Genomic DNA, 12434 nt, shown 5'->3' with positions numbered 1-12434 from the left:
GGCGTATGGGCGGGGACACGGGCGGGATCGAGCGGGTGTACCGAAGACGGCGCAGGCTGCCGTGGCAGTACCTGGGCGCGGTGGCGGTGGTGTTCTTCAACGCCCTCCTCCAGAACGCCCGCGCCTCCGACGACCCGGGTCTGCCCCGATGGGGGCCGTGGCTGATCGGGCTGCTCGCGATGGCGACCCTCGTCCGGGTCCTCCTGGAGCAGTTCCGGGCGCACACCCGCGTGACCGCCTCGGGCGTCACCGCCCAGGGGAGCCTCCGTTCACGGTCGTGGGCCTGGCACGAGGTGTACGACATCCGGGTCGAGCAGGCTCCGCGCGGTACCGGGAAGCTGGGTCCCCAGTGGCTCACCCACCTCTACGACCTCGAAGGCCGCCGCTTCCTGCTCCGGCACCTCGACGACTGGCAGCTGGCCGACCCCTACGCGGAGGTCTCCGACCTGTGCCTGGCCGCGGCCCCCCATCGGAGCCTCACCTGGCAACGTCAGCCCCACGTCGAGGAGTTGATCCTGCGGCGGGCGGCCCGGCGCAGGGCCTGGACATGGGCTGCGTACGGCGCGCTCATCACGTTCTTCGTCATGGTCGTGCTGGACATCGGGATGGTCGCCACCGGGCGTCCGGAACACGTGTTCCTGCTGTTCGTGTGCGTGCCGCTGGCCGCTTTCGGCGTCCTCGGCACGGTACTCGACCGGTACTGGACCAGCCGTCCCCCACGCTCCCTGCCGCAGCAGCCCTAGCGTCCGGGTCAGTGGAAGCCGAGCATGCCCGGGGAGTACGGCGAGTGCGTACCTTGCGGCTCGCGGCGACACGCTCCGCGATCTGCTCCGCCATGGCTCCACCATGGGGTTGCCACGAACCCTCGGTGCCCCAGGCCGCCCGCCCCGCACTACCACCTGAGGATCATCGTCTCGTCCTGCGCCGGCGGTACGTCGGCCACTGCGTCCGGCAGTGGCTCGGCGAGCCGGGCGTAGGCGCCCGGGCGGGCGAGGAGTTCCTCGTGGGTGCCCGCTTCCACCAGGCGGCCCCGCTCGACTACGAGGATCCGGTCCGCGTCCGGCGCGAGGCTCAGATCGTGCGTGATCATGATCGTCGTACGGCCCGCCATCAGCCTGCGCAGCGGGGTCACCACCTGGCGGGCGGCCACCGCGTCCAGGCCCGCGGTCGGTTCGTCGAGGACCAGGACCGGTGCGGCGCGGAGCATGGCGCGGGCGATGGCGACGCGCTGCAGCTGGCCCCCGGAGAGGGCGGCCGTGCCGGGTGCGATATGGGTGTCGTAGCCCTCGGGGAGTGCGGTGATGAAGTTGTGCGCCGCCGCCTCCCGGGCCGCCTGCTCGATCTCCTCGTGGCTCGCGCCGGGCCGCCCGCAGGCGATGTTCTCCCGGATGGTGCCGCTGAGGACGAGGGTCTCCTGGGGCAGCAGCGCCACGTTCTCGCGCAGGAACTCCAGTGGTACGTCCGTGAGCGGGACGCCGTCCAGGGTGATCGTGCCCTGCGAGGGGTCGTAGAAGCGGGTGAGGAGTTTGGAGAGGGTCGACTTGCCGGCGCCGCTCGGACCGGTGACGATCACCAGCTCTCCGGGGCCCGCGGTGAAGGACACGTCCCGCAGGGAGGCGCGCCGGGACTCGGGGTAGCGGAAGGACACGTCGTGGAAGGCGACCCAGCCGCGCACCGGCCACTCGGCGACCGGTCGGGCGGGGTCGGCGACGGCGGGTTTCGCGTCCAGGATCTCGTTCAGGCGCTGAGCACCGGCGGTGGCCGCGGTGAGGGTGAGGCCGAGCCGGCCGAGATTGCGGACCGGCGGGTAGAGGTAGCCGATGAAGGCGGCGAAGGCGAGGAGCCGGCCAAGGGTCATGCGGCCGGCCGAGATCTCCCAGACGCCCAGGCCGATGACGGCCAGGACGCAGAGGGTCTCCACGACCTCCACCAACTGCTCGTACATCTCGCTCAGTCGGGCTCCGCGCACGGACGCCTTCATCCAGGCGCGGGCCTCGCGGTCGAGGCGCTGCTCCTCGTCCCGGCGGCGGTTGTAGGCCTGGGTGAGGACGATGTTGCCGAGCGACTCCTCGACGACGGAGGTGATCGCGCCGTCGGCGACCCGTTCGTCCTGCGAGGCCGTTCTGATACGGCCGGAGAAGCGGCGGGCGGCGAGGAGGAAGAGGGGCGCGAGGACGAAGGTGGCCAGGGCCAGGTCCCAGCGCAGCCAGAGGGCGGCGCAGGAGTAGAAGACCGCGGAGAACGCGGCCGACGCCGTGCCGACGACACCGGAGACGACCATCTGCTCGATGGCCTCGACGTCACCGGTCAGCCGCTCGACCAGGTCGCCCTGGCGGTGATTCTGGAAGAAATGCGGCGGCAGGCTCTGGACATGCCGGAAGACGCCCGCCCGTAGCCGCAGCACGAATCTCTCCGCGGTCCAGGTGGCGAGCGAGTTGCCGAAATAGCCGACGAGCGCGCCGAGCACGGCGACGGCCAGCCAGGCACCGGCCGGGCCCCAGAAAGCGGAGAGCGAGCCGGCCTTCAGGGCGTTGTCGGTGAGCTCCGCGAACAGCAGGATCGACGCGGTCTCGGCGAGCGCGGCCACCACCACGCACGCGACGATCGCCGCGAGCCACTTGCGGTCGCCGCGGGTCAGCGGCCAGAAACGACGGAAGGCCGCACGGACCTCACCCATGGTCGACAACTCCCTTCTCGTACGCCGAAGTCGGCGCCGGACATGGCCGAGGCGGGGCCACCGGGCGAGCGGCGCTCGCCGACCGGTGACCCCGCCTCGCGGCGTACCTCAGCCCTGGTGGCCGACGGGACGGCGCCTCGGGGCCGGGGCGGGCTTCTTCGGCGCCTTCTTCTTCGGGGCCGGGGCGCCCTTCTTGCAGTCGTGCTTCTTCACCGGGGCAATCTTGTGGAAGCTCATGACAGTCTGCCTTTCTTGCCGTGAATTGCTTTTCGTTTCGCGTCGTTCGCTTTCGACATGGAAAACGTTACGGCATTCCCGGAGCAGGAAAAGCCCAATTCCCCTTAGAGGTTGCTGAGTTGATTCTGTGGAAGATTCATATGTAATTTGCGGAACCGAACCCGCACTCACACAGGTTTTATCGAGCCTCAGCCGGAGCCGCCCACGGCCAGCCCCGAGCCCTCGATCCGCACCCGGATCCCGTCCTTCTCCACCCGCACATCCCTGAGCCGCAGCTCACCCCGGTCCGGTGTGGGCAGGCGGAAGCCCAGGGACAGGCGGTCGGCCAGGACAGGGCGGGTGAGCCGGGGCAGGGCGTTCAGGAGGGACGGGTCGAAGCCGAGGCGCTTGAGCAGGGCCGGGTGTTCCAGGGCCAGGTCGATCAGGTTGAGCCGCATGGCCCGGTGGATGAAGCGCGGGGAGCCGGTCACGCGCGCCAGTTCGGCGTCGGAGCGCAGGGCCGCGCGTACGGCGGAGTCGGGTACGCCGAGCCGCCGTACCACCGCGTCCACCGCGAACAGCGCCTTCGCCTTCTTCGTCTCGTGCGCGAGGCGTGCGGCGGAGGCGCGGGTCAGGTGCAGGCCCTCGGAGGCGCGGGTGCCGGGCCGGTAGGTGGCCAGGTTCCCGATGTCCAGGCGCATTCCGTCGATCTGCGTGGCGATGCCGTGTTCGCCGTCCCGGCCGATACGGGCGTCGGCCCGCAGCCGGAGGTCGTGTCCGGCCACCGGGAGCGTGCCGCGGGCCAGCACCCGGTCGTGGCCGTGGCCGGTGAACGTCACCTGGGAGGCGCCCAGTTCGCGGTTGAGGTCGTCGAAGGAGAGCAGTACGTCGCCGTCGAGCCGGGGAATTGCCGCGCCGCGTACGGAGGTCGGCCCGTCGGGCGCGTTCAGCCGTACGTCGTGCGCGGTCGCCGTCACCCTGGCCAGCGAGACCCGGTCGGCCGCCACGTCCGGCACGGTGACCTGCACCGACTCCAGTCTGTCGTCGGCGAGTTGGGTGAGGAAGGGAAAGCCGTCGATGTCCACTTCGGGAGCCGCGCTCAGGTGCATCCGGTCCTTGAGCTCGTCCGCCGCGCGGCGCTCGGCGTACAGCAGCGCCCAGCGGTCGGCGAGGGTGAGGAAGGCGGCGAGGACGACAACGCCCACCACCGCCTTCAACGCGAGCGGAAGACCCGCGAACCGCCTTCGCCTACGACGGCCGCCGCGGCGGTGGTTGGGCGGAGCCCAGGGCTCGTCCTCCGCTTCCTCGGCCTCGCCTGCGACAGAGGCACCCTCGAAGAAGTCGTTGATGTTTGTACCAGGATGCGTCGTTATGTGGTGGGGGGCACGCATCGATCCATCCGACCATGCCAAGGCCCCCCACCCGCAACCTCTGCCTCAGGTATGCGATCTAGCTCACGATCGTGATCCGGTCGGCCGCCGGGGGCGAAATCGGGCTGCCGGCCGAGGAGTTGGCGGTCAGGTACTTCGCCAGCGCCGCCAGATCGTCGCTTCCGACCAGGTCGCCCGTGCCCTGTCCGAGCGTCGGGAATCCGTCGCCGCCGCCCGCGAGGAAGCTGTTGGTGGCGACGCGGTAGGTGGCCGCCGGGTCGATCGCGGACCCGTTCAGCTTGACGGAGTCCGTCACCACCCGGTCAGCGCCCGTATTCGTCAGGTCCAGGGTGTACGTCAGCCCCGCCGACGGCTGCAGGATCTTCGGCGCGGCGGTGTTCGTGCCGCTCACCTGCTCCTTGAGGACCTGGATCAGCTGGGCGCCGGTGAAGTTCTGCAGATTCACCGTGTTGGAGAAGGGCTGGACGGTGAAGCCCTCCGCGTAGGTGACCACCCCGTCGCCCTCGCTGCCCTTGGCCGCGTAGGTCAGACCGGCCCGCACACCGCCCGGGTTCATCAGCGCCAGGTCGGTCTCCGGGTCGAGCTCCTTGCCGTACGCCAGCTGCGCGTCGGCGATCAGGTCGCCCATCGGGGACTCGGTGCCGGTGTTGCCGATGTCGGCGGAGATGTAGCCGATCGCGCGGTTGCCGATGGGCGCGGCCAGGGTGTTCCACTTGCCGATCAGCTCGGTCATGTCCGGCGCCTTGGCGACGGTCCGGGTGACCACGTGGTTCGCCGACTTGACCGCCGTACGGGCGATGTCACCGGTGACGCGGTCGTACGTCAGCGTGGTGTCCGTGTAGAGCCGGCCGAAGGACGCGGCCGAGGTGACCATGCGGGGCTTGCCCGCCGGGTCGGGGACCGTGCAGACGTAGGCCGCGTGTGTGTGGCCCGTGACCAGCGCGTCCACCGCCGGCGTGATGTTCTTCGCGATGTCGACGATGGGGCCGGAGATACCGCTGCCCGCGCCCGCGGAGTCGCAGTTGTAGTTGTAGGCCCCGGAGGCGGGCAGACCGCCCTCGTGGATCAGCGCGACGATCGACTTCACGCCCTGCGCCTGGAGCACCCGCGCGTACTTGTTGATCGTCTCGACCTCGTCCTTGAACTTGAGGCCCTTGACTCCTTCGGCGGAGACCACACCCGGGGTGTCCTCCAGGGTCACGCCGATGAAGCCGATCCTGACGTCCTTCTTCTTCCACACCCAGTAGGGCTTGAGGATCGGCTTGTTCGTCTTCTCGTCGAGGACGTTCGCCGCCAGATAGGGGAAGTCGGCGCCCTCGAACTCCTCGTCCGTGTAACAGCCGTCGGTCGGGTGGCAGCCGCCGTTCTGCAGGCGCGCCAGTTCCCTGGCGCCCTCGTCGAACTCGTGGTTGCCGACGGACGTGACGTCCAGGTCCAGCTTGTTCAGCGCCTCGATGGTGGGCTCGTCGTGGAAGAGGCCCGAGATCAGCGGCGAGGCGCCGACCATGTCGCCGCCGGCCGCGGTGATGGAGTACGCCTTGCCCTTGCGGGCCTCACGCAGATGGGTCGCGAGGTACTCGACACCACCGGCGTCGATCGTCTTCGTCGTACCGTCGACCTGCAGCTCGGTGACCCGCCCGGAGGAGCCCGACGGCGGCTCCAGATTGCCGTGCAGGTCGTTGAAGGACAGCAGCTGGACGTCCTGGTAGCGGCTCGGGTGGTGGCCGCCGCCCTTCGTCTCGTGCGCGTCCGCCGGCAGCGCGGCGGCGAGAGCGCCGGCGGTGGCGAGTCCGGCGGCTGCGGCGACGAGACGGAACGTCCGTCTGCGGCGCGGGTACGGCTGGGAAGTGGCTGGCATGCGCCCCCCTGAGGGTCCGTTGAGGCCTGCGGGTCTGCTGGATGTCATGGCCTCGTCGGGCGCAGCCTAGGGTCAACGCGCGTAGCGCGAAAAGGGATTCGTGGTTACATCCTGGTTTCCCTTTGCCCTTCCATTGACCCCCACTTTGCGGGGCGCTCCGCTTACCCTCGTACGCATGACCAGCGACGACACCGCCCGGCCCGGCCGGACCCGCTCCATCGAGACCTACTCCGCGCTCTCCCAGGAGCAGACCGAGGCCGTGTTCTCGCTGCTCGCCGCGGCCGCCGAGACCGACGGCCAGCAGGCGGTGTCCGAACAGGGACGGCTGCAACTGCGGGGCGGCGAACGCGAGGGCGTGTCGCATCTGCTGCTCAGCGTCGGCGACGAGCTCGTGGGTTACGCGCAGCTGGAGGACACCGATCCGGTGGAGGCACCGGCCGCCGAACTGGTCGTGCACCCCGCGCACCGCGGGCAGGGGCACGGGCGAGCACTTGGCTCGGCGCTGCTCGCGGCCTCCGGCAAGCGGCTGCGGGTGTGGGCGCACGGCGGGCACTCCGCGGCCCGCCATCTCGCCCAGGTCCTGGGGCTCACCCTCTTCCGCGAACTGCGGCAGATGCGGCGGTCGTTGACGGACCTGAACCTGCCCGAGCCGGTGCTGCCGGCGGGCGTGACCGTCCGTACCTTCGTCCCCGGCGAGGACGACGCCGACTGGCTCGCGGTGAACGCCGCCGCGTTCGCCCACCACCCCGAACAGGGCTCCCTCACCCAGCGCGACCTGGACGACCGCAAGGCCGAGCCGTGGTTCGACCCGGCGGGCTTCTTCCTCGCCTTCCGTGGCGGCGAACTCATCGGCTTCCACTGGACGAAGGTGCATGCGGCCGACCGGCTGGGTGAGGTGTACGTCCTCGGGGTGCGGCCGGGGGCGCAGGGCGGGGGGCTGGGCAAGGCCCTCACGACGATCGGGCTGCGGCACCTGGAGGCGCAGGGGCTGCCGACCGCGATGCTGTACGTCGACGGAGACAACAAGGCGGCGGTGTCGGTGTACGAGCGGCTCGGTTTCACCACGTACGAGACGGACCTGATGTACCGCACGGAGACGTGAGCCTCCGGCGGTCGAGCGGTGTGTCGTGCGGGCGGGTGAGGTGCACGCCCCTGGGGGCTGCGCCCCCAGACCCCCATCGGCCTACGGCCTCGTCCTCAAACGCCGGACGGGCTGGAATTTCCGCACCGGCTCGGGCATGCAGACCCCCCAAGCCACCACCCCGGCCCCCAGCAGCACCCCCCACCGCTCGTGCGCGGCCGCCCAGCGGGGATCGCCCGTCGCGGCCAGCAGGGTCCAGCGGGCGGGGATCACCAGGGCCCCCAGGGTCGCCGTGGTCAGGACGGCGGCCGCCACCGACGGGCCCGGCTGCGGCTCGTCCGTGAGGCGTACCGCGGTGGCCGCCGCGGCCAGGGCGAGGGCTGCTGTTGCGCCGGCCTCCAGGGTGACGGCGCCGACCGGGGGACGTACGGAGTGCGGTACGAGGGCCAGGGAGGCCGTCCACCACAGGGCCGCCGGCGGCGCGACCAGCGCCAGCCGCAGGCCCGTGCGCACCCATCGCGGGGTGGTGACGGGTGTGGTGAGGTGCCGGGCCGGGTCGTCCAGCAGGAAGGTCAGGCCCAGCGCGAAGGCGAGGGCGGCGGCCCGCAGCAGGGTGAGTGCGAGCCAGGGGCCGGGCGGGCCGTCGGACAGCCGTGGCAGGGCGACGAGCAGCAGCCCCACCGCCGCGCCCGCCCCGAGCGCCCGCCACGGCACCGTACGCGCCACGGCCGCCACCAGCGCCCCGCTCACCGGAACGGTCCTGCGGTCACTTCCCACACTCGTCCGCCCCCTTCGGCACCTTGGTCCCCAGTACCCGGGCCACCTCGGCGGTGGTCACCCCGGGAGCCGTCAGCTGTGCCCAGTGGGACTTGACCACGGACGTCACCTCGGCACGCGGGCGGGAGAGCAACTCCCGTACGACGTCGGTCTGTCCGGCCGACATCGACAACGGGTTGGTCGGCGTCAGCGCGATCGCCGGGCCGCTCAGGCTGTCGTCGAGGCGGACGTGTTTGAGGTCGGCGACCGGGTTCGCATCGCGGCCCAGTGCCAGCCACATCACCGTGACCACGCGGCCGTCGCAGAGGTCGCCGCCCTTCTTCTCGTCGCCGCCGACCAGCACGGAGGCCACGCCGACCGCGAACTCGGGCACCCGGTTGCCACCCCAGCGCGTGCCGACGGTCACCTGGCCGGGCGTGGTGGACGGTTCGATCGCCGCGTCGCCGTCCAGGCCGTAGCGGGCGTCGATCCGCTGCCGTACGAGCAGGGGCCGGCTCGCGGCCGCACCCCCGGCGAGGGCCTGGACCCGGTCGACGACCCCGGCCCAGGTACCCGTGCGACCGGTCCACTCGTCGAAGGCGCAGTACCGCGAGGAGCCGTGCCGTACGCACGACTGCTCCTTCTCGGGTGAGACGGAGGCCCGTTCCCGTGCCGCGGCAAGTTCAGGGGACACCCCGCCGGACTGCCCCACCGCACCAACCACCGTGATCGCAAGAGCCCCCGCGATCCCAAGCGCCCCATAGAGGCGCGGGGCTGCACTCATGTGCGGCTCCGCCGCGGGGCCCGACCAGCCACGACGCTGCTGCAGACGACCAACCGCATCCCGCGGAGCGCAAAGCACCGCGGCCATGGCCACCAGCAGGGTCAGCCCCACGAGGTACAGGGCGTGCCACCCCGCAGGCCGACCGAGCAGGTCGGACGGCAGCGTCGAGTTGCTGTTCTCGCTCACCACGGGCGACAGCCAGCGGCTCCACTGCGCCCCCGACGTCCCCGCCGAGACGAACATCAGGAACGTGAAGAGGCCGAGCACCGTGAGCGGCGCCGCGAACACGGACGGGATCAGCCGGGCGATCAGCAGGCCGACGGCTCCGCACAGCAGCACGTACAGGGGAGCCACGGCCAGTTCGGCCACCGACCCGTGCCCCACCGCGCCCGGCCGCAGCGCCTGCCAGGTGAACTGGGCCCCCACGACCAGTGCGGTGAGCACACCGAACGGCACCACGGACAGGGCGTGCCCGGCCGTACGCCGCCAGGGCTCCATGACCAGCACGTCGAAGTGCCGGTCGGTACCGCGCCGACGGGAGCGCAGCGCAGCCCGGTTGACGCCGACGAACAGGGCGATGCCTAGCAGCACCGGCGTGGTCTGGGTCGCGCGGTCGACGTCCTGGAGCGCCGGGTAGGCGTCCATGCCGTCCGGAGGGAAGAGCAGCTTCCAGCCGGTGTAGCCGACGTAGAACAGCAGGGTCACCGCCACCGGGACCTGCAGGAGCAGTTCGCGTGCCTCGAAGCGGGCGAGGGCGAACACGGCCGCCCAGCTGCGGCGCTGTCCGCCCTGGACGACGGGCGGGGCCGTCGCCTCCATGATCGTGCTCATGCCGCCGCCACCTCCGCGCCCGCGCCGTCCAGGGTGAGCAGGTAGCCGTCCTCCAGGGTGGGTTCGAGCAGGTCGGCGCCGGCGGGCGGGCTGCCCACGTTGCGGAAGGAACCGGTGCCGGTGCGCCAGCCCGCCTTCGCGCCGGGGTCGCGTTCCGTGCTGCTCCAGACCCGTCCGGCCGCCCGTGCGGTCAGCTCGGCGGGGGTGCCGTCGAAGCGGATGCTGCCGCCCGCCATCACCAGCACACGGTGGCAGAGCATCGCCACGTCCTCGGTCTGGTGGGTGGAGAGGAGAACGGTGCGGCCCTCCCCTGCCTGGGCGATCAACTCCCGGAAGCGCATGCGCTGTTCGGGGTCGAGCCCGACGGTCGGCTCGTCGAGGACGAGGAAGCCGGGGTCACCGACGAGCGCGGCGGCCAGCGCCACCCGCTGGCGCATTCCGCCGGACAGCTTCTTGATGCGCTTGGCGCGTACGTCGGCGAGGTCCACCTCGCCCAGCACGCGCCGCACCTCCCGGTGCCGGGCGCCCCGGTCGGTGATCTCCTTGAGGATCGCCACGTAGTCGACGAACTCGAAGGCCGAGAAGTCCGGGTGGAAGCCGGGCGTCTGGGGCAGGTAGCCGAGCCGGCGCCGCACCTCCTGCCGGCCGGCCGCCGTCGCCGGGTCGTGGCCGAGGACGGTGAAGGCGCCCCGGTCCGGGGGCACGGCGGTGGCCAGCACCCTGAGCAGGGTGGTCTTTCCGGCCCCGTTGGGCCCGAGCAGCCCGGTGACGCCCGAGGTCAGCCGCAGCGACACCTCGTCGAGGGCCTGGGTCCGGCCGAAGCGGAGGCTGAGCCCGGAAGCGGAAACGGTCGGTGTCATACGGCATCCCCCTGGAAGCGGTCGAAACGGTCACGTACGAGGAAGAGCAGCCCGCCGGTGAGCGCGGCGACCGCCGCCGCCACCCCCTGGCCGGCCGCGGTGAACGGCACGGGCGTGGCACCGGCGTCATAGGCGTGGGCCGCCAGCAGCAGCGCCACCCACACCCCGCCGACCAGCGACGGGGCGAGCACCGGGCCGAGGCGTGCGGTGAGGACCAGGCCGGTCGAGGTCAGGGCCAGCGCGGGCAGCAGCCAGGCCAGGGCGGCCGGCCCGTATCCGGGCAGCGCGAGGGTCGCGAGGCCGCTGAGGCCGAGCACGGCGGTGAGCACGGCGACCGTCCGCACCATCAGCAGCCTGAACCCGTGCATCGGCGCGACCACCGCCATCTCGTACGTCGGGTCCAGCGCCGGCCCGTAGGACAGCGCGACCCCGCCGAGGGGCAGCAGCGGCGCGAGGGCCAGGAACAGCGTGGGCGAGGCGGCCGCCGTGCCGGTGTGCGCCGCCACGACGCTCATCACCAGCACGGCGACGACCGCACCGAGCCAGGAACGGCGCAGCACGGGCGTGGCCGCGAGCAGCCGCGCGGTGTGATCGGCGACCCCCAGCCGCACCAGCAGCCCCTCGAACACCCCCGGCCGGGGCGCGTCGAGCTCGGCGTCCAGCCGCTCCCACCCGGCATCGACCCGCTCCGGGTCGCCGACCTCCGCGAGCACGCCCCGGCACTGCGCACACGCGACCAGGTGAGTGTCGGCGGACCACAATGCGGGCGGCGCCAGCTCACCCCGGGCATAGGCCCGTAGATCCTCAGCATCCACATGCCAGGTCATGAGGTCACCTCCCGCACCGCCACGCGCCCCAGGTCACGCCCCTGCCCACCCACTCCGCCGCCCCCGCACCGGCGCGACCGCCCCGCGCCCCCGCAGCCCCGATCGCACAGCAGCCCCCCGACATCGCCCCTCCCAGCCGTGCGCAGAACCCGCAAGCGCCGATCGCACACCAGCCCACCGACAGCCCAGCCCCCACGCCCGGACGCGACCCGGAAGGCCCGATCGCACAGCAGCCCCCCGACATCGCCCCTCCCAGCCGTGCGCACGACCCGCAAGCCCCGATCGCACACCAGCCGACCGGCACCCCGACTCCCACACCCGGACGCGACCCGGAAGGCCCGATCGCACAGCAGCCCCCCGACATCGCCCCTCCCAGCCGTGCGCACGACCCGCAAGCCCCGATCGCACACCAGCCGACCGGCACCCCGACTCCCACACCCGGACACAGACCGGAAACCCCCGTCGCACACCCGCCCGCTCATGCCAGCGCCTCCCGCAGTTGCTTACGGGCCCGCATCGCCCGTGTCTTGACCGTGCCCGGCGGTATCCCGAGCAGGACGGCCGCCTCCCTCGTGGTCAGGCCGTCGATGACCGTGGCCTGGAGCACCGCGCGCAGTTCCGGTGAGAGCCGGACCAGGGCGCCCGCGAGATCCCCGTGCTCCACCCCCGCGAGCACGCGTTCCTCCGCGGACGCCTCGTCCCGGTGCCGCAGCCGCGCCAGCGCCTGCTTGAGCCGCCCCCGAGCCCCGTCGCCCCGCAGCGCGTCGATCAGCCGCCGCGAGCCGATCCGCCACAGCCAGCCGGCGACGTCGCCGTCCTGGCGGTAGCGGGCCTTGCCCCGCCAGATCGCGAGGAACGTCTCCTGTACGACGTCGTCGACCACGCCCGCGTCGGCGCACCGGCCGCGCAGCCGGGCGGTCAGCCACGGCGCGTACCGCCGGTACAGCTCCTCGAAGGCCCGCCGGTCCCCGTCCGCGGCGGCCCGCAGCAGCTCACCGTCGCTTCTCGTTTCGCTCACGTCCCCTCATCGGACCGGCCCCGCGGATCGGTTCACGCGAACCGTGTGAGGCATCCGATGCGCGTACGTCCTTCCCCGGCGGTATGGACGTACGTATCCTCGGGGCGGCTCCCAGCAGTCTCTACGGCGGCCCCC

The 12434-nt window shown here is 72.2% G+C and carries 11 protein-coding genes; 2 read left to right on the top strand and 9 right to left on the bottom strand.

The annotated features are described in order from the left end of the window. Positions 1 to 5: 5 nt before the first annotated feature. A complete protein-coding gene (locus ACFY1E_RS43540; RefSeq protein WP_389086975.1) occupies positions 6 to 743 on the top strand; it encodes a PH domain-containing protein in 738 nt (245 codons plus the stop codon). 149 nt (positions 744 to 892) lie between these two features. Here ACFY1E_RS43540 and ACFY1E_RS43535 read toward each other — a convergent pair whose 3' ends face one another. The 4 genes from ACFY1E_RS43535 to ACFY1E_RS43520 form a co-directional block, all read right to left on the bottom strand. Then, positions 893 to 2677, bottom strand: a complete 1785-nt coding sequence (locus ACFY1E_RS43535) for an ABC transporter ATP-binding protein (protein ID WP_389086973.1) — start codon at positions 2675 to 2677, stop codon at positions 893 to 895. Between the two features lie 108 nt (positions 2678 to 2785). After that, on the bottom strand, positions 2786 to 2914 hold the full coding sequence (locus tag ACFY1E_RS43530; protein ID WP_344399481.1) for a hypothetical protein: 129 nt from the start codon (positions 2912 to 2914) through the stop codon (positions 2786 to 2788). Between the two features lie 188 nt (positions 2915 to 3102). Then, positions 3103 to 4284: a DUF2993 domain-containing protein gene (locus tag ACFY1E_RS43525; protein WP_389086970.1), complete on the bottom strand. Its 1182-nt coding sequence runs from the start codon at positions 4282 to 4284 to the stop codon at positions 3103 to 3105. 58 nt (positions 4285 to 4342) lie between these two features. Next, complete coding sequence (locus tag ACFY1E_RS43520; protein WP_389086967.1) at positions 4343 to 6142, bottom strand: bifunctional metallophosphatase/5'-nucleotidase; 1800 nt, start codon at positions 6140 to 6142, stop codon at positions 4343 to 4345. Between the two features lie 175 nt (positions 6143 to 6317). On the opposite strand from ACFY1E_RS43520, the gene mshD reads away from it, so the two are divergent. Next, a complete protein-coding gene (gene mshD, locus ACFY1E_RS43515) occupies positions 6318 to 7244 on the top strand; it encodes a mycothiol synthase (protein ID WP_389086965.1) in 927 nt (308 codons plus the stop codon). 81 nt (positions 7245 to 7325) lie between these two features. On the opposite strand, the gene ACFY1E_RS43510 is transcribed toward mshD, so the two are convergent. From ACFY1E_RS43510 to ACFY1E_RS43490, 5 genes are all read right to left on the bottom strand, one after another. Further along, positions 7326 to 7973 (bottom strand): ABC transporter, encoded by a 648-nt coding sequence (locus ACFY1E_RS43510; protein ID WP_389086962.1) that lies wholly within the window; start codon positions 7971 to 7973, stop codon positions 7326 to 7328. Positions 7974 to 7989: 16 nt separating this feature from the next. Continuing rightward, positions 7990 to 9594, bottom strand: coding sequence for an ABC transporter permease (locus tag ACFY1E_RS43505; protein ID WP_389086960.1), 1605 nt, complete (start codon positions 9592 to 9594; stop codon positions 7990 to 7992). After that, positions 9591 to 10454, bottom strand: coding sequence for an ABC transporter ATP-binding protein (locus tag ACFY1E_RS43500; protein WP_389086957.1), 864 nt, complete (start codon positions 10452 to 10454; stop codon positions 9591 to 9593). The genes ACFY1E_RS43505 and ACFY1E_RS43500 overlap by 4 nt, the downstream gene beginning before the upstream one ends. Next, positions 10451 to 11281: a zf-HC2 domain-containing protein gene (locus ACFY1E_RS43495; protein WP_389086955.1), complete on the bottom strand. Its 831-nt coding sequence runs from the start codon at positions 11279 to 11281 to the stop codon at positions 10451 to 10453. The genes ACFY1E_RS43500 and ACFY1E_RS43495 overlap by 4 nt, the downstream gene beginning before the upstream one ends. Before the next feature lie 478 nt (positions 11282 to 11759). After that, on the bottom strand, positions 11760 to 12299 hold the full coding sequence (locus tag ACFY1E_RS43490) for an RNA polymerase sigma factor (protein WP_389086952.1): 540 nt from the start codon (positions 12297 to 12299) through the stop codon (positions 11760 to 11762). Positions 12300 to 12434: the final 135 nt, after the last annotated feature.

This window comes from Streptomyces sp. NPDC001604 (assembly GCF_042893475.1).
Taxonomy (GTDB): domain Bacteria; phylum Actinomycetota; class Actinomycetes; order Streptomycetales; family Streptomycetaceae; genus Streptomyces.
Note: the sequence above shows the minus strand (reverse complement) of the source record. Positions and strands in the feature narration are given on the sequence as shown.